Below are 22,911 nucleotides of genomic sequence, written 5' to 3' on the forward strand. Positions count from 1 at the left end.
GCGCCCGGTGCGACAAGCCGGGCGACGGCTTGGTCCCGGTGAGCCTTGACCGACTTGGGAGGGCGTCCTACCCCGAAAGACCGTTTCCCAAAGGACCGACCGAATGCCGCGCCTGATCCTGCTTCGCCATGGCCAGAGCCAGTGGAACCTCGAAAACCGCTTCACCGGTTGGGTCGATGTCGATCTGACGGCGGAAGGCGAGGCCCAAGCGCGTCACGGCGGCGAGTTGATCGCCGAGGCGGGGTTCAAGCCGGCGGTCATGTTCACCTCGGTCCTGACGCGCGCCAAGCGCACCGGCGCCCTGGCCCTTCAGTCGGCGGGCCTGACCGACGTTCCCGTGGTCGAGGACTGGCGCCTGAACGAGCGCCACTACGGCGGGCTGACAGGCCTCAACAAGGCCGAGACGGCGCAGAAGCACGGCGAGGACCAGGTCAAGGTCTGGCGCCGCAGCTATGACGTGCCGCCCCCCCCGCTGGCGCCCGGCGGCGAGTTCGATTTCGAGGCCGACCCCCGCTATGTCGGCAAGGCCATTCCCGACACCGAAAGCCTAAAGACCACGCTGGACCGGGTGAAACCCTATTGGGACACCGAGATCGCCCCGCGCTTGAAGGCCGGCGAGGACGTTCTGATCGCCGCCCACGGCAACTCGCTGCGCGCCATCGTCAAACTGCTGTTCGGCGTGCCGGACGATCAGATCGTCGGCGTCGAAATCCCCACGGGCAATCCGCTGGAGATCGATCTGGACGCGGACCTGAAGCCCACCGCCGCCCGCTATCTCGACGCCGCTCGCGCCGAAGCGCTGCCGACCGCATCATGAACTGGACCGCAGCCGACCAGGCCTTCATGGCCCAGGCCATTGCGCTGGCAAAGGGCCGCATGGGCGAGACCTGGCCCAATCCGGCGGTCGGCTGCGTCGTCGTCAAGGACGGCCGGGTGATCGCCCAGGCCGCCACCGCGCCGGGCGGCCGCCCCCACGCCGAGGAGCAGGCCGTGCCGGCCGCCGGCGCCGAGGTCGTTGGTTCGACCGTCTATGTCACGCTGGAGCCGTGCGGCGCCCGGTCGTCGGGCCGCAAGTCGTGCGCCCACTTCCTGACCGAGGCGGGCGTGGCGCGGGTGGTCATCGCCTGCCTGGACCCGTCTCCCTTCGCCGCCGGACGCGGCACCGAGCGTCTGCGCGCGCAAGGCCTGACCGTCGAGACCGGCCTGATGTGCGAGGAGGGGGCCGCCCTGTGCGAAGGCTTCCTGCACCGGCTGGAAACCGGGCGTCCGATGGTACGGGTTAGCGAAGACGGCGTCGGCTTCGACGGCCGCTTCGTCGCCTCGCCCAAGGCCGATCTGGTCACCGAGCTGAAGCGGCTGGGCGAGGCGGGTTATACGCGCCTGTGGACCGGCTCTGGAGAGCTCGCCGAGGCGTTGGACGAGCAGGGCCTGCTCAGCGCCTGACAACCGCCTGTCGTTCAAGGGTTTCTTAAGTCAGACGGGCGCAATGTGTCGAAATGGCACTGGCGGAACCCATCGTGAGAAAACGCCTGACGCAGGCGGAACTGGATCTGGTCTGCGCCCGGCATGACCGGCTGTTCCAGGCCCGCCCCGGCGGCGCCCGTGCGGTCTTCGCCTGGATGGACCTGTCGGGCCTCAGTCTGAAGGGCCGCAATCTCGCCGACGCCGATTTCGCCGCCGCCTGCCTGGAAGGTTGCGACCTGACGGGGGCCAAGCTCGACAACGCCAACTTCTTCGGCGCGGACATGCAGGACGCGATTCTGGCCGAGGCCAGCCTGCGTCGTGCGGACCTCCGCGGCGCCTGCCTGCGCGGCGCGGACCTGTCTGGCGCCGACATGTTCGAGGCGGACCTGCGCGAAGGCACCATCGCCGCCGCCGACGCCAAGCTGGGCTTCAAGGTCATCGAGCCACGTCACCGCGAGGAGACCGAGGCCGTCGGCGCCAACCTGTCAGGCGCCAATCTGCAACGCTCCAAGATGTCTGGCGTCATCGCCATGAAGGCCGACTTTTCCGGCGCGGTGATGAAGGACTGCAAACTGGTCAGGGCCAATCTGAAACAGGCCAACTTCCGTGGCACGGACCTCGCCGGGGCCGATCTGTCCGGTGCGGACCTGTCGGGCGCGGATCTGCGCGACGCCATCCTTGTGGGCTGCAAGATGACCATGTGGCGCGCGGACGGCGCGGACATGCAGGGCGCGCTTACAGACAATAAGTCGTCGTGCGAATCCGTGGACCGGATGCCCGCCGCAGAAATGCTGCGCGAACACGCGCGCTGGTGCGAGACCGGGGGATCAGAGGGCCAGCCGTCGGTGTTCGACGGTGTGGATTTGCGTCCGCTGAAGTCGATCACGGGGCTGAACCTGACCGCGCTGTCGGCCAAGGGCGCCGTCTTCTATGGCCTGGACATGGAGGGGGTGCAGCTACAGGGCGCCCAGCTCGAAAACGCCGATCTGAGGTCCGCCAAACTTCGTCGCGCCGATCTGCGCGGGGCGCGTCTGAAGGGCGCGAGGATGAACGGCGCGGACATGCGCGAGGCGCAGTTGGGACCGTTGCTGATCACCGCCGATCGCTTGATGCCGGCCGATCTGACGGGCGCGGTGCTGCGGGGTGTGGATCTGTCCGGCGCCGATCTGAAGCGCGCGGTTCTGGTCGGCGCGGATTTGGGCCGGGCGACAATGCACGGCGCCCAGATGCGTCAGGCCGACCTGACCGACGCCAATCTGACGGGCGTGCGCGGCCTGATCATCGACCAGGCCGCCTGACAGTCTTAGGCCAACGCCTTGAGCTGATCGACTAGGTCGGTTCTTTCCCAGCTGAAACCGCCATCCGCATCCGGCTCGCGACCGAAGTGGCCATAGGCGGCCGAGCGGGCGTAGATCGGCTTGTTCAGCTTCAGGTGCTCACGGATCGCACGCGGCGTCGCGCCGCCGATCAGGTCCAGGATCTTATCTTCCAGAACCGCTTCCGAAATCTTGCCCGTGCCGTGCAGATCGACGTGGATCGACTGAGGCTTGGCCACGCCGATGGCGTAGGAGATCTGGATGGTGCAGCGGTCGGCCAGACCCGCCGCGACCACGTTCTTGGCCAGGTAGCGGCAGGCGTAGGCGGCCGAACGGTCCACCTTGGTCGGATCCTTGCCCGAGAAGGCGCCGCCGCCGTGGGGCGCCGCGCCGCCGTAGGTGTCGACGATGATCTTGCGACCGGTCAGGCCGGCGTCGCCGTCAGGCCCGCCAATCTCGAAGATGCCGGTCGGATTGATGTGCCAGACGGTCTCTTCGTCGGTGAAGCCCTCAGGCAGGACTTCGAGAATATAGGGTTTGACGATCTCGGCGACCTTTTCGGAGCTGAGGCCCTTGGCGTGCTGGGTCGACAGGACGATCGAGGTCGCGCGGACCGGCTTGCCGTCCTGGTATTCGATCGTGACCTGGCTCTTGGCGTCCGGCTCCAGCTGCGAGCCGCCGGCGTGGCGGACCTCGGCCAGGCGCTTCAGGATGTTGTGGCTGTATTGCAGGGTCGCCGGCATCAGTTCCGGCGTCTCGTTCGAGGCATAGCCGAACATGATGCCCTGATCGCCCGCGCCCTCGTCCTTCTCGTTGGTCGAGTCGACGCCGACGGCGATGTCGGCCGACTGGGCGTGCAGGTAGCAGGCGTAGTTCGCCGTCTCCCAGTGGAAGCCGTCCTGCTCATAGCCGATGTCCTTGACCGCGGCGCGGACCAGCGGCTCCAGGCTGTCGATGATGGCTTGGGTGAAGGCCTCGTTCTCTTCCTTGGTATTGCCCGGCTGGGTGGCGCGGACTTCGCCGGCCAAAACGATGCGCTGGGTCGTGACCAGGGTCTCGCACGCCACGCGCGCCTCGGGATCCTTGGCCAGGAAGGCGTCCACGACGGTGTCGGAGATGCGGTCTGCGACCTTGTCGGGGTGACCTTCGGAAACGCTTTCCGAGGTGAATAGGAAGGAGGAACGAGCGGCCAAGAGAGGCTCCTGTCTGTGTCAGGCCGTCAGACATATAAAGATATGCTTATATGTTCAAGTGATCTGACGCTGGGCGCTGACATGGAAAGAGAAGGCGGGCGGAGGGAACCCGGCTGACAGCGCTGAAATTTAGCGTAAACAGGCGTCGGGGGATGAAATGTCTGACAGCCTGACGACGAGAGAAAGCGAATGTGTCCACCTCGCCGGTCAAGGCCTGGAGGACAAGGAGATCGCTGCGCGTCTGGGCATTTCGCCGCGCACCGTCGGCAACCACCTGCACAGAGCCTACGCAAAGCTCGGCGTGTCAGATCGCAAACTGGCGGCGCGCAGGTTGAGTAGTGTCTACTCAGAGGCGTCGATACTCATTCCCAACACCGTCCAAGATACGCTCAGTGATCCCAGGTCGGCCGAACAGGCGGACGATACGGTTTTCGATCAGACGACTTCCTGGCTTTTGCCGACGCCGCCACGTGGCGTGCTGGCGCGGCTGGGAATCATCGTCGCCGGCGCCGCCATCGCCCTTCTGTTCGCCATCGGGATCGTGACGGCGGGCATGGTGGTTCCATCCCTGTTTGACCGGATCGCTCCCGCTGAAATGCGCTGACGCAACCGGCTTACGGGAGATGAGCCAATGAAGAATATGCATGTCGGCGTCAGGGTGGCGCGACAGGTCAGAACCGCCGAACACGCCGTCGATCAAGCGATGATCGAGGTTTGCCGGCTGGTCCAGACGGCGCTGGAGGGTCGGGTCGAGGCTCGTCTGGCGGCGGAAGTCGGTCAGGACGCCCTGGCCAATATGGTTCGCGGCCTCAGCCAACTCGCCGAGGTGCGCGGCGCCGTGATCTCCACCCATGGCGAGTTGGCCCAGGTTGCGGACGATCATCAGATCGGCTGGTACATGGACGGTGCGCAAGAAGACAAGACGGTCAAACCCACCGGGTTCGCCCCGGTTCTCGCCGTCGCCGCTTGATCGCTGCTGTCGGGATGTGGTCGCCGCTGTCCTTGCTTCTGGCGTGTCTGACCTATGGCGTCATGGCGCTTTTGCTCTGGAAAGGCCGTATGCCCGAGCGGATCGCCTTGGTCGCCCTGGTCGTCCTCAACTGGGGCACGCCATTGGTCGATCACCTGTTCATCGGGAATTTCCGGTGGGGGGTGGCGATCCTTTCGGTGTCCATGTTCTTTCTGCTGGTAGGTCTGGCTCTCCGCTACGACCGATGGTGGCTGCTTCTTGCAGCTGGCGCCCAGCTTATCGCGGTCTCGACCCATGTGGCCGGTATCGCCGGTTCCGACGCCCTTCTCTGGTCGATCGTATCGACCCGAATGGTCGTCTGGTTCGAACTCCTGCTCCTCGCCCTCTTCGGCGTTTGGGAGGCGCGCGCCGCCCCCTACGCCCATCCCAAATCACGGCCCGCATCGACCCGCGCGCCACACAAGGTCATAATCTAATGAACACCCAAACCTCGAACGGCTTCATGCCTCTTTTCCGCTCGTGGCTGGAGACAGCCAATCTGGCCAAGCAGGTCGGCTCGCAGGGGCTATCGACCAGCGGCGAGAACCTGCTGGTCGAACTGGATCTCGCCCCGATGGAAGCGGCGGAAACCACGCTTCTGGATCACGCGCCCAAGACGGCGGTCGAGGCCGTCTGCATGATCGAGATCATTCGCCAAAGCCTGTCCGACGCCGGCCGTTCGGACGGTCGAGACATGCGAGCGCTGGATGCGGTCCAGTCATGGCTCGCCGGCGCGGCCTTGGACGCGTCGGATCATCGCGATGAGGTCGAGCAGTTGTTGAAGAGCGCCAGCAACCGCGCCTGATCAGCCGCGCAGGGCCTTGGCTACGGTCAGAAGGGCGTCGCGTTGAGCGGCGTCCTTGATCCCGCGGAAGGCGGCCAGCAGTTCGGCAACGCCGGGAGCGGCCAGCGCAAGCTCGTCGCCCTCGGCCGTTTCCAACTCGCCCAGAAGAGCGGCGCCGGTCGATTTCAGCACCGAGGCGATCTGCAGAAGGCGCGCAGCCGACACGCGATTGACGCCTCGCTCGTACTTCTGAATCTGCTGGAAGGTGACGCCCGCGCCGGCGGCCAACTGCGCCTGCGTGATACGCAGTTCCTCGCGACGGGCGCGGATACGACCGCCGATGGCGATGTCTACGGGATCTACTGCGTCGTTCATGTCGGCCTACGGACAGCTAATGCGGCGCCATGGCCCCAAAACGTCAACGCCGTCAAGCCAAAGCTGCTCCGCTAGGGAGTGCTACGTGTGCTGATCCGCATGAATTCAACCTTCAGGATACATGTCGGCGTTACCGCCGTCATTTCCGGCGCGAACCGCGCTCGGAAAAGTGGTGCCGCTTAGGTGACTCGAACACCTGACCCCATCATTACGAATTCGATGGAAGCTTACCTGTCAAACTCAAGCCGGGCCTAGCTTCTGGCACCGTTTCGCTCAGGCCGAAAGCTCCCCACCCACAGGCTTCCCAGTTTGGGCCGAAGGGGTTGTTCAGGTGTTTCCTAGTTAAAGATCGTTAGCGTGGGAACGCGACAAATTGCGACCTGCGCTATACCTGCATGGCCCGCGCTGCCAGGAGTTCACTTCGTGGGACGGCCTCGCTTCACGGATGCCTTCGGAGCATCTGGAGAAGGCTTAGCTTTGCGGCCTTTCGCGCCCAGTCCAATCGACTTTGCCAGTTCCGACCGGCGGGCTGAGTAGTCAGGCGAAACCATGGGGTAGGTGGAGGGTAGCCCATATCGATCGCGATATTCGTCTGGGGTGATCCCGTTCGACGATAGGTGGCGCTTCAACGACTTGTAGGTTCGGCCGTCGATGAAGCTGATCAGCCCCTCGTCAGTGATCGACTTGCGGACTTGGCCGGCACTGGCGCGAGCGAAGATTTCGACGGCTTCCGGTTCAGGCTGGCCGACGTTCGCTAGGGCCGCATGAGTGGACGAGATCAGATCGCCGATCCGCTCTGGTGCCAGGTTGTTGTTCGAGAGGTAGTTGGCCACGATCCCGACGGTCATGTCGAGAAGCGATGAAGTCGGCTGATCAGTCATTTGGCGATGCGTTCCTGGCGATGGCAGAATCCCGGTTGAATCGACATTCCGTGCCCACCGTAAGCCGACATTCTGAGCGTCTGCAATGGGTGGGAAGCGGACGTTGACAACCTAGATTGAAGCGCGCTGTTTCTTTGTCGCCGCTTGGCAAAGAGGGTGGGCCTTAGTTTGTCCAACTCGCTCATTCGGGAGTAACCGATGCGACTTGCAGTATTCTGGCTGGCATTGGTCTTCTTGGCGGGACCAGGTCTTTTCTCGAACGCTGCAGCGCAGGCGACCGGCAGCGCGCCCGTTTCCGAGTGCGAGCAAGCACGGCGAGACTGGGCGGCCAACTACCCGCCGACGCCGCCCGAGAATATCAACGATCGGTTGGCTTATTCGGACCGCGAGAGCGCTACCCGAGGGCTTCGTTCTGACCTCGACTGCGATCATCGGATGTCGTTTGAGGAGTTTTACACGATGGATTGGGCGTCGTGGCTCCGGATGGATACCGACGGGGACGGCGCGGTCACCGAGGTCGAGTACGTCACGGATTGGTGCACCCGTCGGCTTCGCAATTTAGATACGAACGCGCGCGCTGTCTGTGAGCGGGCAAGCGGTGCAAACTACCGCGATGTGGCCGGTTACGGACGGACGAGTTTAGACAAGCAAAGCTACCGTTTTGCGTCATATGTGCTGTTCCGCCGGGCTGACCGGAACCGCGACGGGTATCTGACCCGTGCGCCCGGTTCTGTACAATTCGCCGAATGAGAGCAGCAACGTCCGCTTTGGGTGGGTAGCGGACATTTGCTTCAGCCAGCATAACTGCGGGATGTATGCTCTATCCCCCCAGCCGTTCCAGGATGCCGCGCGTCGAGCATTTCCGTTCGACATGACCGCTTTGGCAAATGAAGCTGCATCTGAGTTGTCGCCGTTCGTCGATGACGCCTATCGGCAGCGATCCGAGGCAATCGACGTCACGGGTCATATGGTTGCCATTCCTCAGCGACTACATTTCGCCTGCCTGTCCGGCACCACCGAAAGGTTGAGCAATTTCAACCCGGCGTCACGCTGCCTCATTACGCGTGCAACGGATGGCCGCCTACGCCAGCAGGCCCTCCGGTCCGTGATTGACCATCAAAGCGCGTGGGTCGCGCCGTTCGTTCTCATGTTGCTCGGTGAATATGTGATCGAGATCGTCGAAGACGTTCGGGACGCGCTCCCAACTCTGGATCAGTCGATCTATGCAAACCTCGTGCGCGAGAACCGGCAGACTGTGCAGAAGCTCCGCGCGAGGGCGACCAGCTATTGGGATGCCTATCACCGTCAGCAATACCCCCAGAAACGGGACTACCCCGGACTCCAGGCACTCCATGAAATGGAGACGTGGGCTGCGTGACAGGGTCCGCAATGGGTCGATTTGCGAAGTTGGCTCACTTCCCGAAAGTGGACATTGGCTACCCTTGCCACGAGCGGACGTTGCGGATGTCAGCTACAGGTGGCTCATCCCTTTTCGACGCCCAGCAAGCGGACGGCGCTGCGGGCCAGGCTGACAACACCGGCTACAATCGCCGAGAATACCAGCCAATAGAAAGCGGCCGTGGCGGCATCCCGTGGAGCATCATGCCGCCGTCGCTCAGACCCCATCAGAGCCTCTCGTGAGCCGGGGTCGGGGCCGTGTCCGTCACCGTAGGGAGCGACGATCTCGAACCATCCATTCAAGAATTCCCAGAGGAATAGGCACGCCGCGACTAAGCAGACCACGGTCCAAAAGATCTTCCAACCCCTAGTCATGCCGCCACTGTACTGAGGCCTGGCATGTCTGCAACGGGGCGATTTCACCTCTTAGCTTCACGGCCGAAATCAGACGTGATCTCCAGACGGGAAGTCCACCTTGACCCTCACACGTCGGCGTCGTCATCGTGGGGATACGTCGCCTCGTAGTGCTCCGATATTGTGCGACCATCGGCAGCCTTCCAGTACCGGCCAGGTTGAACCGCATAGGGTGCGCCTGAGACAAGCTGCTGAGCTCGCGTCAGCGACACAACCTCGTCCCTCAGACGAACCTTCTTAGCCTCGACGATTTGGATGACGTCGCCCGTCTCAACGTGGATCAGTTCAGATCCGATCGTCAAACCCATCTCCTCAAAATTGAGAGGCGGCCTGCGCTTCTTCTGTTCGAAGCTCCGTTCAGCTTCGTAGGCACGAGGCTCGTCCTTCCTAACTTCACGTTCTGCGGCAGCTTCGGCTTCTGGCGTAAGGTCGGTGCCAGGGAAGGCGTTCAATAGTTCGATTAGACGGAAGGGCTCGATTGAGAAAAACTCACGAGCAGGGTTCACCCGTTCCCGGCCGAACGCGACATGGAGCGCCTTCTCCACCTTAACCGCATCATGCACTCGCCTGGCAACAGCCACGCGGAAGGGAAGGGGAACGCCAGTCGCGCGGCTGAGTTCGGCGACGCGCCTTTCAACGGTGTCTCCGGACGTCCTGCCAATCTTGACAATGCCTGGCATGGCCTCGTTGGTTAGGACGTAAACGATACCCTCGACCATAATCGAGATTGGGCTTTCGAACATGCTGGCGACGATCTGTTGAGTGGTGCGTAGGGTAGGCCGACATATTGAATGTCTGCAATGGGTGGTTGAGGTAAGGTAATGGGGCTCAGACAGACGCTCGCTCTACGCGTGCTTGCCAGCTGGGCCATTCCCGTGCTCGGTTTGACCTTACTCGTCCTAGGCATCCCCGAGTTTGGGGAGGGCTGGTGGGCCCTCATCCTTGTAGGTCTCGTTTCGCTTCCAATAATTGTGATCGTACTTGTCACCGCGCTTTGCTTCCCGCGATCTGTCCTGGCTAAACCTACATCTTGGGCTGCGACCGCCGTGCTAGTGTCGATGGCGGCAGGTTTCATGGTCGCGGCCTTAGCGGGATTGGTGTTCGCTTCGATGATCGCCGTCACAGCCTTCCTGCTATTCGTCGGTTCTTTGAGGTTCTGGCCCCACAAAATCGACCGTGCGAAGGGACGCTACGTCGGTGTAGCGCGGGGTCACGACGAATAACGACAGGCGTTTGCGCTTCAATTAGAGCTCTGCCTCAAATCTCGTGGACGACGTGATATGGTGCTCAAGTTCCCCTCGATGGAACACGGCGGCCCAGTAGCCTACCCAGCTTTCCCGCAAGGGGCTGGGCCTCCACCTCTTCCCATCGGCACAACCTCTAGACACAGACATCAACTGTGCTAGATCAATGTTATCTTGGAGCAAAGGGCTCCAGACCAGTCTGATCCGGGGGGATCTCAAATGAAGAAAACAATCATCGCGGCCGCCATTGCGGCTGCCCTGAGCACTGCTGCTTGCACGACGACCGAGAAGGTCAGCGTCATGATGCCGGGCGACCGCGCCATGACTTGCACGCAGCTCAAAGAGGAATTTGCCAAGCTGGACGTAATCAAGCGAGACGCTGACAGCGACAAGGGCGTTAATGGAGCCAACGTGGCTGCGGTCTTGCTGTTTTGGCCCGCCGCCGCTGGCAACTACTTGAACGCACGCGATGCCCAGCAGCTCGCTGAGCAGCGCCGAACGCACCTCATGACTTTCTACAATGACAAGCAGTGCGATAATCCCGCGAACGCTGACTTGCGGATCATGGTGCCGAATGCGCTGTTGGCTCCGATCGGCCAGGGCGGCCTCTAGGCCTCATACATATCTTCAGACTGACGACGGCGGCTCATACAAGGGCCGCCGTTTTGGTCTGTGAAGCTTGAGATCAGACACTAGGGCGAATCAGATGAGTGCGAAAACAAAGTCCGAGCGACTGCGCCGCCTAGTTTCTCATGGCTATTTCGCGCCAGAGTTACCTCCATGCTTTGTATCAGACGATTTAGCCAAGTTTCGACAATCGATCCTGAACGGCATCGACGCTCTTCCGCTTGAGCGCCAAAGGCCTGCCCATCATCGTTTCATTTCAGAGCCAATATGGTTTTACTTTCCGCGATTTGGAAAAGATGATCGACGGCACGGAGTGCCCAATCCGATCGCGCACCTTTTGGTTTCTCGCGTCCTCGCTGACAACTATATCGCTCTGAGGCGGGTTGCGCGCCGTTCCAAGCTTTCCCTGTCACCTCCCGTGTTTGATTGGACTGGCCCTCGTGCTCTTGCGCGTCCCACAATAGATTTGAGGGACGACTTCCGAGTTGAGCTTTCGGCGCGAAGGGAAACCTATGTCGCTGCGGATGTGCGAGCCTTCTTTCACTCAATTTATACCCATGCGATTGCTTGGGCCATTTACGGCAAAGAGGTAGCCAAACAGCAGAGGGGGGTTGGGCTCTACGGCAATTTAATCGACCTATTGTGCCGTAATGCCCAAGACGGGCAAACTATAGGTCTTCCGGTCGGTCCTGATACATCCCGACTGATTGCCGAGATAGTGGCGGCGGCTATGGATGTGGAAATCCAGAGTAAGCTAAGTATAGATGGCCGTGATGCGTCACGATACATTGACGATTACACGTTAAGCTCGCCTGGAATTGAGACGGGTCAGGAGCTTCTGTCAGAGCTCCGCAACACAGTATCCAATTTTGAGCACGAACTCAACAATGACAAAAGCGCCGTTTATTCAACATCAGAAATACAGCCCTCAGGCTGGCAACTTGCCGTCAGAAGTCTTATCCCTCGACCGGACGCCGCCGGCGGATCAATCTCGACGGCTGCCATGCTACGGTATTTCTATCATTTAGGGAGGATGTGCGGAGATCATCCTGAAATAAATATCGAGAAATTTGGTCTTCAATTTGCTCGGTCGTCTCTTGTGGCGGTAGAAGAATGGGGGCCCATACAGTCGCGACTTATCAGTGCTTACAGGCGAAACCCAAGTCTAATCTCATTGCTCGTAGAAATATGTCTTCTTCGGCAAGTTGCACGGTCAGATTTGGCGTTGGACACGATCAAAGAGTTCATTGAGCATCGAATGCCAGTGCTTGCGAGAGCGAACCGCTTAGGTGAAGCGACGTGGTTACTGTTCTTCGCAATTCGGCTCAATATCACGTTGTCCGCTCGGGCGCTGGCTCCGCTTTTCGAGAAAGAAAATGCCTTGATTGCCACGCTGGTTGTCTGCCTTGAATCGCGAGAGCAGGTCCACGGTAACGTTGATCGAAGTGTGTGGGATCGTTCCCTTTCGGCAACCGGTCTTCGCGGGCCAATGTGGCTCTATGCCTATGAAGCGGTGACACGTGGTTTCCTTCCCGGCGTGACCGACGACTTTATCCGCCAAGACCCCTATTTCTCCCTGCTACGCACAAGGTCGATACAGTTCCTCGACATTGATAAAGGTTATGCGTCAATCGCTGCGATCTTGCGAAGCCTGCGTACAACTAACGAACGCATGCATCGTCTTCGTGACGCCATTCTGGAGCATGGCGAAGACGACTACGAAGAAGTCTACGAAAACGATCCGGAGGATGACGACTTGGACGGGGGTAGCGAAACGCCTGATCTCTACTGAAAATCGAAATATTACGGAGGGACGATAATGGTCGAGTTGGTAGAGTATCTCAAAGCAGTGTCGAAAGAGTTGGCCGACTGGCAGGGAGTTGTTGTGGCCCTGGCATTTCTATTTCCACTTGGGCTTTTGCTTGGTTCAAAACGGATTGCGTCCCTGAAGGATAGTCGCCCCGCTCGATACATGTCGTTCACGTTGGGCATTCTACTGTTGTTCGCTTGTCAATTTTCGGTTTGGGCTGCCGAGCGAAAAGCGCTGTCAGACTTTAAAGAACTTATCGAAGCGGCTCCAAAATCCGTGACGCCAGCTGTGGCTCCATCCAGCGTGGAAAGCCGACCAGAACGAGAAGTTAAATACGTCCCTATTCCTACACCAAGCATCCAGCCGACAACGCCTGCGATCCAGAATGACAGGCCAACGGAGCAAAGCTTAGCGGCGAAGCGTCAAGCAATCGAAGGACTGCTAAATACGGCAAGCCTCGTTGACACGATCAATCAGCGTAGTGTCGGCAGCGATAGGCATCTGACGGATATAGCCGAATGGCAGGCCCGAGCCCGAACGGTCCTTCAAACTTTCTACAACTCAGATGAAGTGCGGCGGTTCAACGAAGTCGAGCCTTTAGAAGTGCCAACGCCGGTCGGCGTGAGTATTGATGCCGGACAACGTATTGCGCGGTACAGAGCGCAGAAGATCGAGCTTCGTGGGTATACCCCAGAGGGTACTTCGTAAACTATATCCCCGTCGGAGGTTGTTATCTACGAGTGTAGTTTTAATAAGACGCCAGATAGATATTACGCCGTAGCCTCCATCAGGTCACTAAACCTCGTCGTGTAGCGCGGCGATCGATTGTTAGCTCTTGTAGACCAAGTGGTTGTTTTGCTGATCCCACCTGGACGCAGCGTGCCCCGGCCAAACCGCTTATTGACGGCGTCCAGGGCCACCATGAGCTTTTCTGATCGCACTGGATTGCTCGTCGGCAGCAGATTTAAAGACGCCTCCGCCTCGGCCTGAAGGTCCAGCAGGATCACCCCGCACTTGGCGTAGCGAAGGCCCGGCTTCCACATCGAGCGACCTGCGCCGACGGCTTGGCGGATGATCGAAAAACTGTCGTTCGTAGGCTCAATCTCGAATGATCGCTGGCCGTTGTACCAAGGCTCGCCTGAGTGTGGATTGGTGTGAAAGAACACCTGCATCCCCGTGGCAGCCAAACCGTGTGTCCGACACTTTTCGGCGGCCCTGGACGCGTGAGCCGCAAGGGCTTCCCGCATGTCCTCCCAGGTCTCGACGGGGCGTCCGAACATGCGGGTGACCGACACTGTCTGCTTCTTCGCCGGAGCCAGCGTCAGAGGCATGCATGACACACCATTCAGTTCGGCATGGGTTCGCTGGCCGGTGACGGTCATCAACTTCCTGATCGACGCCGAGGGTAGACTGGCGAATTGATCCACGGTGAAGATGCCGAGCCCATTTAGCTTGGCCTGCGATGCGCCCCCTACGCCCCAGATTTCTGAGATCGGCATTTCAGCGAAGGCTTGGCGACGTGCCTCCAGATCGCTGAAATCGGACACGCCAATCTCTGTGCCCTTGGCGTGCTTGTTCGCCAGCTTGGCGAGCGTCTTAGTCGGGCCGATGCCGATGCAGGTGGGAATTTTGGCGACCTGCCGAACACGGTCACGGACACGCCGGCAGTAGTCCACCCGAGCGAACTCGGTCAGATCCACGAACATCTCGTCGATGGAGTAGGGCTCCACCCGCTGGAAGTGCTCGGACAGCACCTCGAACACCCTCCTGCTCATGTCGCCGTAGAGCGCGTAGTTGGACGACTTGGCTATGACGGCGCTGAACTCGGGCTTGCGTTTCGACAGGTGCCAGACCTCGCCCATCTTGATCCCGAGCGCCTTAGCCTCTGCTGATCGGGCTATGGCGCAGCCGTCGTTGTTGGACAGCACGATCACCGGCTTGCCTCTCAGCGTCGGATCGAACGCCCGCTCGCACGAGACATAGAAGTTATTGCCGTCGATGAGGCCAAACATCAGACGTCGGTCCGAACCAGCGCTGCGATCATGGCCCAAACCTCGGTGTCCTCACTGATCGGCTGCGGCGCGTAGTTGGAGGGCTCCAGCCACCACTCCCCGTCCTTCTCCGTCAGGATCGCCAGGACAACATCGCCATGAACGAAGGCGACACAGACCTTTCCTGATCGCGGCTCTCCGTCTGTGTTGACCACGAGAATGTCGCCGGAGTGGATGCCTCGCTTTCGCAGGCCGTCACCCTTCACTCGGACGGCATAACGTTGTGGCCGACGAAGCTCCAATAGCTCGGCCAGATCAGGGACGGCTTCGACGTGATCTTGGGCTGGGCTCTGAAAGCCGGTGGTTTCGTCCCCTCTGTATGCCTTCGCGCCCATGACGAGAACATATGCAGAACATTGCGGGTGTGGGAAGACAGATTGGCCGCCGCCTGTGGACCGAACCTATGGCGGCGCGGGAAAACACCCCTTGCGAAACACCGGTATTACGCAGTTAGTCCGGGCCATGAGCGAACACGAAAAACAGATAGACGTCGCTATCGGTAAGGCCATTACCGGCCGTCGCGAAGCGATCGGAATGACACAGCGCCGGTTGGGCGAGGCCATCGGCGTCACCTTCCAGCAGGTGCAGAAATACGAGACGGGCAAGAACCGGATCGCCGCTCCGAAGCTGGTGCTCGCCGCCAGGGCATTGAAGTGTGATGTGGCCGAACTTGTCGGCGAAAATCGCGGCGACCATCCAGGAAGCGCCCGCTTGATCAGGGCGTGGTCCAGCCTGAATGACAAACAGCGCGAGGCCGTCACGTCCATGATCGAGGCCTTCGAATAGGAGGTCCAGGGTGTGCAACAACTACGCCTCGCACGTCCCCGCGTCGCAGATCGCCGACGCCTTCAGTGAGACGGGTTTCCCGCTTCGCTTCGACGGTGGCGTGATCCCGAACATCGAGCCGAATGATGACATCAAGATCGGTGACACAGCCTCGATCGTGACGTGGGACGACGGGCCTCTGCTGACGTCGATGCGGTGGTCGTGGCGATCTCCGCAAGGCCGTCCGGTGTTCAACTTCCGAAGCGATGGGCGAGAGTTCGGCAACACGACCCGATGCCTAATCCCCGCGTCGGCGTTCTACGAATTCACGGACGCCGAGCCTGGCCAGAAGCGAAAGACCAAGTGGTCATTCTCGATGACGGGGGAGGCGTGGTTCTGGATCGCCGGAATAGTGAAGGACGGTACTTGGGCCATGCTGACGACAGAGCCCGGACCTGACGTGTCGCCCTACCACGATCGGCAGATTGTCGTGCTTCCGCCGCCCGCCGGGCTGGATTGGTTGAGGTTGAGCCGTCCTGGGGTCGAGTTGCTGAAGCCGTCGCCTAGTGGGTCATTGAAGGCAATGAAGGTGTTTCCCCAAGCACCCCCGGAGCGTGCATCGGCTTCTGACGATGCATACAAATCCTAAACCAACCAATGTCAGGTTCGGCTGATGCTCCGGATCGTGTTTGCTACTGTATGTCTCTCTCTGCTGGCGGTAACAGCAGTTCGTGCAGATCCATGCGAGGGACGGCTTCCGACAAGACCTGGCGAGGTGTTCGCCGGAACTGTCCGATATGTCGGAGACGGCGACAGTCTGTGTGTCGGTCGGACGGCTGACCCCAATGAATGGATTGAAGTCCGCCTAGCCGATTTTGACGCGCCCGAACTTCGCGAACCAGATGGTCGGCGAGGTCGTGAAATTCTGGCAGGGCTGGCGCGGGGACGTCAGGTTAATTGCGTCGCCACCAGGGGGCGTACCGGTAGAGTCAATTCGCACGACCGCGTCATCGCAACGTGTCGGTTGAACGGACAGAATCTCGGCAACCTGCTCAGGTCGCGAGGCGCCCCTCAAGGCGGCAACTAGAGACGTGCCGTAAGATTCAGCGCAGACATTCCTACGTCTCCACGCGCTGCATTGCGTTCAGAAAAAATAAAAATGGAAAGCCCCGCGCACCAGCCGAAGCCAGCGCACGAGGCGAATGAAAGTTAGATTGCAGTCTGCTTTGCCGCCCCGGCCTCTACGGCCTTCAGCAGGGTGTCGTTGGCGAGATGGCTGTAGCGCTGGGTGCTCTGATAGCTGGCGTGACCCAGCACCTTGCCCACGGCGAACAGATCGACACCGCTGTTGACCATGAACGACGCTGCGGAGTGTCGAAGGTCATGAAGACGAAGACCCGGCAGCCTCGCCTCCCGGATCGCCCGCTGCCAGCCGTGCTTGATCGACACGAAGGGGAGGCGGGTTTCTGGATTGGGCACCAGCCAAGGGCAGTCCTTGAAGCGAGGCAGCGTCTCGATGATCGCCAATGCCGGTGTGGAAAGCGGGACGTGACGTGGCTTACCGGTCTTGCTGGTCGGGATCAGCCAGGACCGACGTTTGACATCCACGTTCTCCCATTTGGCGTCCAACAGTTCGCGAAGCCGTGCCCCTGTAAGAAGGAGGAGGCCGACGATGTGCTGAAGCTGAGGGTTCTGCGATGCCGCGACAGCCTCCCTCAACCGCGTCGCTTCCTCGGCAGACAGGAAGCGCTCACGGCCATTGTTCAGCGGTGTCCGAGGGATGCCACGGGTAGGGGTTCGCTCGGTGCCGGGAATGTCCCAGCTTGCGCCAAGGACGAACGACCGGCCGATGATGACACGGAGTTTCTCGACCGACGCCGGGGACAGGCCTGACGCCCGTTTTTCACTGAGCCACTGAGCCATCGACCGGCTGTTCATGTCGGTGAGGCGTGTCTTCCCCCACTTCGGAACGATGTGGACGCGCATACACATCTCGACCGAGGAGTAGGACTTGCTGCCTTTGATGAACTCCAGGTGCTTGGCTGCCAGATCTCCGTAGGTCGGGATAGACTTGATCAGAACCTTCTGAGCGCTTGGATCGCCACCCATGACCACCTCGGACCGAAGTTGCTGAGCCCTCTTCTTGGCCGCAGCGAAGGTTACATCGTTATAGCCGCCGATCTTATGCTGTCTCTGGGTGCCAGACCGATCCAAGTATCTGATATAATACGTCTTTCCCCCTGTGCATCGGCATTCCAGTACGAAGCCCGGCACGGTATCATCATACCAGTCTACTTTTTTCTTGCCGACTTCGCAGCCGGCATTGGCGACGAAGGCCTGAGTCAGATGTGCTTTTGGCATTTGAGATTTTCCTTGTGATGTTGATTTCAGACGAGCGCCGTCACGCGGTGCCGAGGGGGCGCAGCGGGAGGCGGTTTGCGGTGGAGGGGGAAGTCTGGAGCGGGGCGAGCCCGCGTTTGCCCCAGGGTGGCCCGCCTGGGCGGGGGCTGGGGTGTCTGGATAGCCGGGCTATGCGGTGCCCGGAGCGGGCCTCAGGGGGCCGCAGAGGTAGGCGATCAGCTTATAGGGTGGTGCCGACTAGACCGCAGTCAGGCGAACATGACGCCCGTAGAGCTTAAGCACCTGCCATGTTGCGACAGGGAGGCAGAAGTTCGTACGAGTGTTGGCTTCGGCTGCCTTCGCGAAGCCTCCAATAATGGTCTCGGTCGTCCGAGCCGGTGTATCGCTGGAGGATCGAAAGAGCATGGCGAAACGGCATGCCGCACTGTCGGGCGGCCGTCTCGGCGAGTGCGGCCTGACCTTCGGAGAACCCGCCGTCGATCAGGCTGAGAAACGTTATGACCAGGGTGGTTTGGTCATCCAAGTCGATGTTGAGTCCGTCGGTCTGACGTTGTCGGTTCATGAGAAAATATTCCTTGGAGATAGGCGTGAGGGTGCGCTTGCCGGTGAACCGGTCCGCATGCTTGATTGAGTTAGGCTAGTGTTGAGCGGGTCTGGCCCGCGCCGTTTCAGAGCCAGACCGGAAGCGCGACGATGCCCCCAAATCCCCAGGTCCCCAGATTGTTAGTCGGCCGTGTCGGCCGGAATGTCTGGGGTTTTGGGAAATTGGGGAGGGGCGGCGGTTCTATTCGCCCTCCTCGACCTGAGGCTTCCGGAGGACGGTGTAGGTCCGCTTTCCACGATCGCCTTTCTGGACTGACCAGCGATGCTTGTCGGGATCTTCGCCCGTGTAGCGATCCAGAACCCGTCGTGCTTGCGACCGGGATATGTCCCCGTCCTCAGCCACGGCGCGAACGAGCTTGTCCTGCCCGGAAGATGCCATGCCGCCGAAAATCAACGCGCGGATTCGGTCTGCAACCTTTGCGTCGTCCAGCATGTCGGCCTCCAAAGCGCTGAACTCCAATTCCTCAGCATAGACGGGACGGACAGAGGCCAGCTTCTCAGCGTATGTCAGGCCTTGTTCGGTAGAGTAGGCATAGGCCACCTCCTGGGGGCTGTCCGCCCGGCTCTTCTGTTGGGTGAAGCGGACGATCTTCTCGGATGCTCCTGGGCTGCCCATCATCGGTTCGGCGACATAGGCTGCATCGAAATCTTCGAGAATGTCCGTTGTGCCTTGATAACGCAGGGTTCCGTCGGCGTTCCGGTTCTTCGCTGTATGGCCCAGCGCAATGATGGTGCCGCCTGCCATCACATACTCCCGGCAGACATTGGCGAAGTTGCTGGAACGGGCTTTGTCCATAAGATTGGTGAACTTCTTCAGCGTGTCGATGATCACTACAGAGCCGCGAGCCGTGCCGTTCTGCGTGGCCTCGATAAGCTTGTCCACGAACTGATTGACCTTGAAGCCTTTCAAGCCGGGGGCCAGCATGTGAGCGTTCAGAATCTCCAGGATTTCGACCTTTTCGGCTAACCCTTTCCCGCTGTCGTCCGCGTTGATGTAGAAGAGCATGTTCGGATCGAGCCGCCCCTCGTCGATCGCGTCCTGAATGAACCTGATCACCAAGAGCGTTTTACCGGCGTTTGGTGGGGCGTAGATGATCGTTGCCTGCCCCAAAAACATGATGCCGCCAAGCAGAGGCATGGTGTCCACCGCCCGTGCGTGGAGCTTTGCAGCATCCCCTCTCAGACTGTGTCTGACGAGTGGGTTGAGCTTCTCTGCCGGTGTTTCAGGGGGCTCTTTATCCGGATCTTCCGGGGGTGGCTTAGGGGGTAGAACCATCGCTCGATCTCCTTGTCTGCGCGATCAGTGAGCGCGTTCTGACCGGCGAATTTCACGGTGTAAATGGGAGCAAATCGCTGTTCTGGCGGGGCAAAACCACGTTTCCTAGCGGACGATACTTCCGGCAGGACCTTGCCAAACTGGCGGCCAGATAAAATTTTTGTAATGCTTCAGCGAGGGCAGATTCAGTGCGTCTGGAGGCGTCGTGGCGAAAAAGAAGGAGGAGGATCTGACCGAGTTCGGTGGCCTTCGAGTCGTTTGGCTGGAGGCGTTTGTGCGGTCAGTGGAAGCCAGTTCCCGTGTTGCGGCCGCCGCCCAAATGGGCGTCGATCAGGCGACCGTTACAAAGCACATCCAGAAGCTTGAGAAGTGGCTCGCCCGAGGTCGAGTTCGTCCGCTGGTCGATTACCAAGTGTGGCCTTTGCGCCTGACCAGTGATGGGGAGAAGTTTTTACCTCAAGCTAAGATGGTGCTGGAGACTCTTCGCCAAGCCCGCATCTCGCCCATCGAAATGCCCTTGCCAGAAGACAGGACAGAGGCTGCCATGACGCCGAACCCTGATATTCAGCCGCGCGAAGGCTGAGGAAGTCAGCCGTCGCCGGTCTGACCTCCCCGCCTGTCTGCCTAATCACGAGTGCGGCGGGTCGAGATACCGTGACTTCGAATGGCGTCGCTTGCGGCCCGAAAAAGCGATGACAAAGCCCAAAGCTGCAAGAGTGATGATGCAGGCTAGGGGCTGAGTCACAGTCAGGGCAGACAGGGCAAGGGTGCCAACGAACACCAGTGTCTGTCTCGGCCGGGTGATGAAGCTGACGATCAGGGCCAGCACCGCCAACGCCACCACGGCGATGATGACGGCCCTGAGAACGGCGAGGGCGACGCATAGGGCGAGAAGGAGAAGGAAGCGGCCCATCATCGGCGTGCCTCTCCAGTCCAGAAGTGTACAAGGCAAAGATGGTGCAGGCCCAACTCCGTCCCTGGACCGTTCTCTACGAAGACGACGGTGTCTCGCCCGCACCGGCCCCGGTAGACAATCTCGAACCATAGGCCGTGATCTTCCAGGGTGTCATAGGTCGGCTCCTCGGCATCATCGCCAGTGATCCGGAAGCCAACGGCGGTGTTGATCACGTCGGGGGTGTCGCCGCCCTGGACGACGACGATCCGGGAGTCCTCGCTGAGGCATGAGGGATGATCGGCGTAGGCCTGCCATCCGCGATGAGCGATCAGGGTGCGCAGGTCATCGTCTAGGTCAGAGTCGCTGATTATGCCGGCGACGTCGGCGAGGGTGTTCAGGCAGAGCATGGAAACTGGTGTCCTTCGGGCACAAAAAAAGCCCTCGCGACGGGATGTCGGAGGGCGCGGGTCGGATGAGTTGTTGACGCCTAGTCGGCGTTGGAGGTCGGAGGACGGTCGGCAACGCCCAGGCAGTTGAAGCGGAGCGTGTGGTTGGTGTGGGGATGGTCAGCGACGAACACCAGCATCCCGAAATCATCGGTCAGGACGTAGGCTAGCTCGAACCATGAGCCGTGGTCGTTCATCCATTCCCAGCCGGGTTGATCGGCCTGGTCCCAGGTGATGGGGAAGCCGACGGCGGCGTGAATGGCCTCGGGAGGATCGCTCGGCTGGACGACGACGATCTGGAGGATTTCGCCAAGGGGACGGCGACGATCGGTGTCCACCTGCCAGACACGAAGTCCGATGAGGGCACGCAGGGTAGGGTCGAGGCTATGGTCTGTGAGCGCGGCAGTAACGGCGTCACGGTCGTTCAGGGAGAGCATTGTCTGGGTGTCCTTTCGGGGCACGAAAAAACCCCCGCAGCGGATGGCCACGGGGGTCGGTGATGGTTGGGGTTCTGGAAGGCGTCAGGCCGCCCTAGTGATCGGCCTTAAAGTCGATGACGGGCATCGGCTTTTCAGGCTTTTGGCCGAGGACGGACGATGGTGTCCAGGGTCTGACGCCGACCAGCCGATGCGTGATCTACCGAGCTGACGGGACGCTTGGCGAAAGGGCCGTCGCGGCGTCGTTGAGCCGGTCTTTCAAGCGTTTTGAGCGGGTAATCCCTGACAGGGGCATGGTGCCGCTGTGGGAGACGGTGAAATAGAAGCCGTCCTGCAGCGTGCCGTCAGCTTTGCGGCCCCTGGAGGGAACCATCGTGCCGACGATCTGGTGGCTGTCGAACAGGAACTTGATGGTGGCCTGATACCCCCTGTTCGGATGCTCGACACGAACGATCGGGCTGGTGCCGAACTCGACGTTCATGGCGTCCACCAGGATCTGATCGGCCTGAGCTTCGGTGATCAGGTAGACGGGTTCGCTCTGGCTGACATAGGTGCCGGGCGTCCGTGCTGGTGCAGAAGCGCAGCCACCGACGGCCAGGACGCCAGCGGCGAGAGCTGCAAAGACGAGGCGCTTCATTAGACGCCTCCCTTAGCCGATTGAGCCGTGTCCACGCGCTTCCTCTGGCGTGTTGCCACATAGACGCCGCCGAAAGTCGCGATTCCGACCGTGCCCCAGAGAAGAATGGAACCGTAGCGGCTGACCTTCCTCTCGTTTTCTGGATAGCTCAGGGTGTCTTGCAGTCTTTGATCTCTATCCTTCGGGTTATCGGAAAGTGACGTTGCCTCGACGCCGGCGTAGAATCGCTGGAGCGGAATGTAGGCTTGCAGAAACAGGCTTGTTACAATTACGTAGAAAGCAGCCACGGCTGCCAGCCCGATGCGGGCGATATTACTATTCATCCGATACGATCTCATAGTGTGTTGAGACGCGCAGTTATTTGCACATCATATAAGATGCCGAGTTTTGCGCTCGGCGCGGCATCAGGCTGTTGTTGCTTGTGTTCGCTCCTGCGCCAGGCGGTAGCGGCCTCCCAAACCAAATAACCGAATCTGGGATATCCCGATTTAGGTTTTAGCGAAAGCGCCTCACCGATCAGGGGCGTGCGTTGCCGTCATCGATATTCACGCAGCGGCATCAGGAGCTGATTGGCTTCATCGCCTCGACGCGGAAGGCTGCAGGCGTCACCCAGGTCGAGCTAGCAGACCGATTGGGAAAGCCTCAGAGCTTCGTGTCGAAGGTGGAGCGAGGCGAGCGCCGGCTCGATGTTATTGAGTTCTGCCATGTGGCGGAGGCTCTTGGACACGATCCGGCGAAGCTGCTAGCGGATTTCGTTAAGCTTAAGGGCCGAAGCGCGCGCTGACCGGGTTGCGCCAAAACCGGACATTGGAGAACCGCCGATACCCAGAAGCAACCTGCGCACCTGGGGGTTGTTAGGCTTTGGCAGATGTTCGTCCTCTAGTTTCGCATTGATCGATTGCGAAGCACCTGAGAACATAACTTG

The 22,911-nt window shown here is 60.5% G+C and carries 30 protein-coding genes and 1 tRNA gene; 17 read left to right on the plus strand and 14 right to left on the minus strand.

The window, feature by feature from the left end; translation table 11 throughout:
• The first annotated feature begins 103 nt into the window (after positions 1-103).
• The 3 genes from gpmA to ACZZZD_RS12305 are packed head-to-tail and all read left to right on the plus strand — an operon-like array spanning position 104 to position 2,762.
• Positions 104-817, plus strand: a complete 714-nt coding sequence (gene gpmA, locus ACZZZD_RS12295; RefSeq protein ID WP_463435402.1) for a 2,3-diphosphoglycerate-dependent phosphoglycerate mutase — start codon at positions 104-106, stop codon at positions 815-817.
• The gene (locus tag ACZZZD_RS12300; RefSeq protein ID WP_463435404.1) at positions 814-1,443 is read left to right on the plus strand and encodes a bifunctional diaminohydroxyphosphoribosylaminopyrimidine deaminase/5-amino-6-(5-phosphoribosylamino)uracil reductase RibD; all 630 of its coding nucleotides are present in this window, start codon (positions 814-816) and stop codon (positions 1,441-1,443) included. Before gpmA ends, ACZZZD_RS12300 begins: the two co-directional genes overlap by 4 nt.
• 53 nt (positions 1,444-1,496) lie before the next feature.
• On the plus strand, positions 1,497-2,762 hold the full coding sequence (locus ACZZZD_RS12305) for a pentapeptide repeat-containing protein (protein ID WP_463435406.1): 1,266 nt from the start codon (positions 1,497-1,499) through the stop codon (positions 2,760-2,762).
• A gap of 5 nt (positions 2,763-2,767) precedes the next feature.
• Here the strand turns inward: ACZZZD_RS12305 and metK are convergent, their stop codons facing one another.
• Complete coding sequence (metK, locus tag ACZZZD_RS12310; RefSeq protein WP_463435407.1) at positions 2,768-3,973, minus strand: methionine adenosyltransferase; 1,206 nt, start codon at positions 3,971-3,973, stop codon at positions 2,768-2,770.
• A 157-nt stretch (positions 3,974-4,130) separates the two neighbouring features.
• Here metK and ACZZZD_RS12315 point away from each other — a divergent pair, with 157 nt between their 5' ends.
• From ACZZZD_RS12315 to ACZZZD_RS12330, 4 genes are all read left to right on the plus strand, one after another.
• On the plus strand, positions 4,131-4,577 hold the full coding sequence (locus ACZZZD_RS12315; protein ID WP_463435409.1) for a helix-turn-helix domain-containing protein: 447 nt from the start codon (positions 4,131-4,133) through the stop codon (positions 4,575-4,577).
• 27 nt (positions 4,578-4,604) lie between these two features.
• A complete protein-coding gene (locus tag ACZZZD_RS12320; protein ID WP_463435411.1) occupies positions 4,605-4,943 on the plus strand; it encodes a hypothetical protein in 339 nt (112 codons plus the stop codon).
• A gap of 89 nt (positions 4,944-5,032) precedes the next feature.
• Positions 5,033-5,419: a hypothetical protein gene (locus tag ACZZZD_RS12325; RefSeq protein WP_463435413.1), complete on the plus strand. Its 387-nt coding sequence runs from the start codon at positions 5,033-5,035 to the stop codon at positions 5,417-5,419.
• Positions 5,419-5,787, plus strand: coding sequence for a hypothetical protein (locus ACZZZD_RS12330; RefSeq protein ID WP_463435414.1), 369 nt, complete (start codon positions 5,419-5,421; stop codon positions 5,785-5,787). The genes ACZZZD_RS12325 and ACZZZD_RS12330 overlap by 1 nt, the downstream gene beginning before the upstream one ends.
• Here ACZZZD_RS12330 and ACZZZD_RS12335 read toward each other — a convergent pair whose 3' ends face one another.
• From ACZZZD_RS12335 to ACZZZD_RS12345, 3 genes are all read right to left on the minus strand, one after another.
• The gene (locus tag ACZZZD_RS12335; RefSeq protein WP_463435415.1) at positions 5,788-6,141 is read right to left on the minus strand and encodes a helix-turn-helix domain-containing protein; all 354 of its coding nucleotides are present in this window, start codon (positions 6,139-6,141) and stop codon (positions 5,788-5,790) included. It lies immediately after the preceding gene.
• Between the two features lie 170 nt (positions 6,142-6,311).
• Positions 6,312-6,392: transfer RNA gene (locus ACZZZD_RS12340), tRNA-Thr, on the minus strand.
• Positions 6,393-6,557: 165 nt separating this feature from the next.
• Positions 6,558-7,022, minus strand: coding sequence for a Ros/MucR family transcriptional regulator (locus ACZZZD_RS12345; RefSeq protein WP_463435417.1), 465 nt, complete (start codon positions 7,020-7,022; stop codon positions 6,558-6,560).
• Positions 7,023-7,220: 198 nt separating this feature from the next.
• Between ACZZZD_RS12345 and ACZZZD_RS12350 the strand changes: the two genes are divergently transcribed.
• On the plus strand, positions 7,221-7,772 hold the full coding sequence (locus tag ACZZZD_RS12350; RefSeq protein ID WP_463435418.1) for an EF-hand domain-containing protein: 552 nt from the start codon (positions 7,221-7,223) through the stop codon (positions 7,770-7,772).
• Complete coding sequence (locus tag ACZZZD_RS12355) at positions 7,741-8,400, plus strand: hypothetical protein (RefSeq protein ID WP_463435419.1); 660 nt, start codon at positions 7,741-7,743, stop codon at positions 8,398-8,400. Before ACZZZD_RS12350 ends, ACZZZD_RS12355 begins: the two co-directional genes overlap by 32 nt.
• A gap of 502 nt (positions 8,401-8,902) precedes the next feature.
• On the opposite strand, the gene ACZZZD_RS12360 is transcribed toward ACZZZD_RS12355, so the two are convergent.
• Positions 8,903-9,577: a GIY-YIG nuclease family protein gene (locus tag ACZZZD_RS12360; protein WP_463435421.1), complete on the minus strand. Its 675-nt coding sequence runs from the start codon at positions 9,575-9,577 to the stop codon at positions 8,903-8,905.
• Positions 9,578-10,297: 720 nt separating this feature from the next.
• On the opposite strand from ACZZZD_RS12360, the gene ACZZZD_RS12365 reads away from it, so the two are divergent.
• The 3 genes from ACZZZD_RS12365 to ACZZZD_RS12375 all read left to right on the plus strand — a co-directional run bounded on the left by ACZZZD_RS12365 (position 10,298) and on the right by ACZZZD_RS12375 (position 13,223).
• Positions 10,298-10,690: a hypothetical protein gene (locus ACZZZD_RS12365; RefSeq protein WP_463435423.1), complete on the plus strand. Its 393-nt coding sequence runs from the start codon at positions 10,298-10,300 to the stop codon at positions 10,688-10,690.
• Between the two features lie 94 nt (positions 10,691-10,784).
• Entirely contained in the window at positions 10,785-12,497 is a 1,713-nt protein-coding gene (locus ACZZZD_RS12370; RefSeq protein ID WP_463435425.1) for an RNA-directed DNA polymerase, read from the plus strand.
• Positions 12,498-12,524: 27 nt separating this feature from the next.
• Positions 12,525-13,223, plus strand: coding sequence for a hypothetical protein (locus ACZZZD_RS12375; RefSeq protein WP_463435426.1), 699 nt, complete (start codon positions 12,525-12,527; stop codon positions 13,221-13,223).
• A 62-nt stretch (positions 13,224-13,285) separates the two neighbouring features.
• Here the strand turns inward: ACZZZD_RS12375 and ACZZZD_RS12380 are convergent, their stop codons facing one another.
• Together ACZZZD_RS12380 and ACZZZD_RS12385 are read right to left on the minus strand one after the other, a co-directional pair.
• On the minus strand, positions 13,286-14,527 hold the full coding sequence (locus ACZZZD_RS12380) for a Y-family DNA polymerase (protein ID WP_463435427.1): 1,242 nt from the start codon (positions 14,525-14,527) through the stop codon (positions 13,286-13,288).
• Entirely contained in the window at positions 14,527-14,901 is a 375-nt protein-coding gene (locus ACZZZD_RS12385) for a LexA family protein (protein WP_463435429.1), read from the minus strand. Before ACZZZD_RS12385 ends, ACZZZD_RS12380 begins: the two co-directional genes overlap by 1 nt.
• Before the next feature lie 55 nt (positions 14,902-14,956).
• On the opposite strand from ACZZZD_RS12385, the gene ACZZZD_RS12390 reads away from it, so the two are divergent.
• Both ACZZZD_RS12390 and ACZZZD_RS12395 read left to right on the plus strand, forming a co-directional pair.
• Entirely contained in the window at positions 14,957-15,352 is a 396-nt protein-coding gene (locus ACZZZD_RS12390) for a helix-turn-helix domain-containing protein (RefSeq protein ID WP_463435431.1), read from the plus strand.
• Between the two features lie 10 nt (positions 15,353-15,362).
• A complete protein-coding gene (locus ACZZZD_RS12395; RefSeq protein ID WP_463435432.1) occupies positions 15,363-15,980 on the plus strand; it encodes an SOS response-associated peptidase family protein in 618 nt (205 codons plus the stop codon).
• Between the two features lie 560 nt (positions 15,981-16,540).
• On the opposite strand, the gene ACZZZD_RS12400 is transcribed toward ACZZZD_RS12395, so the two are convergent.
• On the minus strand, positions 16,541-17,692 hold the full coding sequence (locus ACZZZD_RS12400; RefSeq protein WP_463435434.1) for a tyrosine-type recombinase/integrase: 1,152 nt from the start codon (positions 17,690-17,692) through the stop codon (positions 16,541-16,543).
• Between the two features lie 403 nt (positions 17,693-18,095).
• Here ACZZZD_RS12400 and ACZZZD_RS12405 point away from each other — a divergent pair, with 403 nt between their 5' ends.
• Positions 18,096-18,323 carry a hypothetical protein gene (locus ACZZZD_RS12405; protein ID WP_463435436.1) on the plus strand — a complete coding sequence of 76 codons (228 nt, stop codon included), beginning with the start codon at positions 18,096-18,098 and terminating at the stop codon, positions 18,321-18,323.
• Positions 18,324-18,476: 153 nt separating this feature from the next.
• Here ACZZZD_RS12405 and ACZZZD_RS12410 read toward each other — a convergent pair whose 3' ends face one another.
• Positions 18,477-19,433, minus strand: coding sequence for an AAA family ATPase (locus tag ACZZZD_RS12410; RefSeq protein WP_463435438.1), 957 nt, complete (start codon positions 19,431-19,433; stop codon positions 18,477-18,479).
• A gap of 343 nt (positions 19,434-19,776) precedes the next feature.
• On the opposite strand from ACZZZD_RS12410, the gene ACZZZD_RS12415 reads away from it, so the two are divergent.
• Positions 19,777-20,154, plus strand: a complete 378-nt coding sequence (locus ACZZZD_RS12415) for a LysR family transcriptional regulator (protein WP_463435439.1) — start codon at positions 19,777-19,779, stop codon at positions 20,152-20,154.
• A 45-nt stretch (positions 20,155-20,199) separates the two neighbouring features.
• Here the strand turns inward: ACZZZD_RS12415 and ACZZZD_RS12420 are convergent, their stop codons facing one another.
• From ACZZZD_RS12420 to ACZZZD_RS12440, 5 genes are all read right to left on the minus strand, one after another.
• Positions 20,200-20,487, minus strand: coding sequence for a hypothetical protein (locus ACZZZD_RS12420; RefSeq protein ID WP_463435440.1), 288 nt, complete (start codon positions 20,485-20,487; stop codon positions 20,200-20,202).
• Entirely contained in the window at positions 20,484-20,873 is a 390-nt protein-coding gene (locus ACZZZD_RS12425; protein WP_463435441.1) for a hypothetical protein, read from the minus strand. Before ACZZZD_RS12425 ends, ACZZZD_RS12420 begins: the two co-directional genes overlap by 4 nt.
• A gap of 80 nt (positions 20,874-20,953) precedes the next feature.
• Complete coding sequence (locus tag ACZZZD_RS12430) at positions 20,954-21,349, minus strand: hypothetical protein (RefSeq protein ID WP_463435442.1); 396 nt, start codon at positions 21,347-21,349, stop codon at positions 20,954-20,956.
• 199 nt (positions 21,350-21,548) lie between these two features.
• Complete coding sequence (locus tag ACZZZD_RS12435) at positions 21,549-21,986, minus strand: hypothetical protein (protein WP_463435443.1); 438 nt, start codon at positions 21,984-21,986, stop codon at positions 21,549-21,551.
• The gene (locus tag ACZZZD_RS12440) at positions 21,986-22,309 is read right to left on the minus strand and encodes a hypothetical protein (protein ID WP_463435444.1); all 324 of its coding nucleotides are present in this window, start codon (positions 22,307-22,309) and stop codon (positions 21,986-21,988) included. The genes ACZZZD_RS12435 and ACZZZD_RS12440 overlap by 1 nt, the downstream gene beginning before the upstream one ends.
• A gap of 206 nt (positions 22,310-22,515) precedes the next feature.
• Here ACZZZD_RS12440 and ACZZZD_RS12445 point away from each other — a divergent pair, with 206 nt between their 5' ends.
• Positions 22,516-22,770, plus strand: coding sequence for a helix-turn-helix domain-containing protein (locus tag ACZZZD_RS12445; protein WP_463435445.1), 255 nt, complete (start codon positions 22,516-22,518; stop codon positions 22,768-22,770).
• The last annotated feature ends 141 nt before the right edge of the window (positions 22,771-22,911 follow it).

It is taken from the genome of Brevundimonas sp. AC546, from assembly GCF_979258305.1.

What these genes read in the sequence shown, in the direction of transcription:
- ACZZZD_RS12370 (WP_463435425.1), top strand. Translation starts at nt 10,785, where the DNA reads ATGAGTGCGAAAACAAAGTCCGAGCGACTGCGCCGCCTAGTTTCTCAT.
- ACZZZD_RS12360 (WP_463435421.1), bottom strand. Translation starts at nt 9,577, where the DNA reads ATGTTCGAAAGCCCAATCTCGATTATGGTCGAGGGTATCGTTTACGTC.
- ACZZZD_RS12380 (WP_463435427.1), bottom strand. Translation starts at nt 14,527, where the DNA reads ATGTTTGGCCTCATCGACGGCAATAACTTCTATGTCTCGTGCGAGCGG.
- ACZZZD_RS12325 (WP_463435413.1), top strand. Translation starts at nt 5,033, where the DNA reads ATGCCCGAGCGGATCGCCTTGGTCGCCCTGGTCGTCCTCAACTGGGGC.
- ACZZZD_RS12435 (WP_463435443.1), bottom strand. Translation starts at nt 21,986, where the DNA reads ATGAAGCGCCTCGTCTTTGCAGCTCTCGCCGCTGGCGTCCTGGCCGTC.
- ACZZZD_RS12345 (WP_463435417.1), bottom strand. Translation starts at nt 7,022, where the DNA reads ATGACTGATCAGCCGACTTCATCGCTTCTCGACATGACCGTCGGGATC.
- ACZZZD_RS12300 (WP_463435404.1), top strand. Translation starts at nt 814, where the DNA reads ATGAACTGGACCGCAGCCGACCAGGCCTTCATGGCCCAGGCCATTGCG.
- ACZZZD_RS12425 (WP_463435441.1), bottom strand. Translation starts at nt 20,873, where the DNA reads ATGCTCTGCCTGAACACCCTCGCCGACGTCGCCGGCATAATCAGCGAC.
- ACZZZD_RS12385 (WP_463435429.1), bottom strand. Translation starts at nt 14,901, where the DNA reads ATGGGCGCGAAGGCATACAGAGGGGACGAAACCACCGGCTTTCAGAGC.
- ACZZZD_RS12440 (WP_463435444.1), bottom strand. Translation starts at nt 22,309, where the DNA reads ATGAATAGTAATATCGCCCGCATCGGGCTGGCAGCCGTGGCTGCTTTC.
- ACZZZD_RS12420 (WP_463435440.1), bottom strand. Translation starts at nt 20,487, where the DNA reads ATGATGGGCCGCTTCCTTCTCCTTCTCGCCCTATGCGTCGCCCTCGCC.
- ACZZZD_RS12315 (WP_463435409.1), top strand. Translation starts at nt 4,131, where the DNA reads ATGTCTGACAGCCTGACGACGAGAGAAAGCGAATGTGTCCACCTCGCC.
- ACZZZD_RS12405 (WP_463435436.1), top strand. Translation starts at nt 18,096, where the DNA reads ATGGCGAAACGGCATGCCGCACTGTCGGGCGGCCGTCTCGGCGAGTGC.
- ACZZZD_RS12430 (WP_463435442.1), bottom strand. Translation starts at nt 21,349, where the DNA reads ATGCTCTCCCTGAACGACCGTGACGCCGTTACTGCCGCGCTCACAGAC.
- ACZZZD_RS12335 (WP_463435415.1), bottom strand. Translation starts at nt 6,141, where the DNA reads ATGAACGACGCAGTAGATCCCGTAGACATCGCCATCGGCGGTCGTATC.
- ACZZZD_RS12410 (WP_463435438.1), bottom strand. Translation starts at nt 19,433, where the DNA reads ATGCCTCTGCTTGGCGGCATCATGTTTTTGGGGCAGGCAACGATCATC.
- ACZZZD_RS12320 (WP_463435411.1), top strand. Translation starts at nt 4,605, where the DNA reads ATGAAGAATATGCATGTCGGCGTCAGGGTGGCGCGACAGGTCAGAACC.
- gpmA (WP_463435402.1), top strand. Translation starts at nt 104, where the DNA reads ATGCCGCGCCTGATCCTGCTTCGCCATGGCCAGAGCCAGTGGAACCTC.
- ACZZZD_RS12330 (WP_463435414.1), top strand. Translation starts at nt 5,419, where the DNA reads ATGAACACCCAAACCTCGAACGGCTTCATGCCTCTTTTCCGCTCGTGG.
- ACZZZD_RS12365 (WP_463435423.1), top strand. Translation starts at nt 10,298, where the DNA reads ATGAAGAAAACAATCATCGCGGCCGCCATTGCGGCTGCCCTGAGCACT.
- ACZZZD_RS12350 (WP_463435418.1), top strand. Translation starts at nt 7,221, where the DNA reads ATGCGACTTGCAGTATTCTGGCTGGCATTGGTCTTCTTGGCGGGACCA.
- ACZZZD_RS12400 (WP_463435434.1), bottom strand. Translation starts at nt 17,692, where the DNA reads ATGCCAAAAGCACATCTGACTCAGGCCTTCGTCGCCAATGCCGGCTGC.
- ACZZZD_RS12375 (WP_463435426.1), top strand. Translation starts at nt 12,525, where the DNA reads ATGGTCGAGTTGGTAGAGTATCTCAAAGCAGTGTCGAAAGAGTTGGCC.
- ACZZZD_RS12305 (WP_463435406.1), top strand. Translation starts at nt 1,497, where the DNA reads ATGGCACTGGCGGAACCCATCGTGAGAAAACGCCTGACGCAGGCGGAA.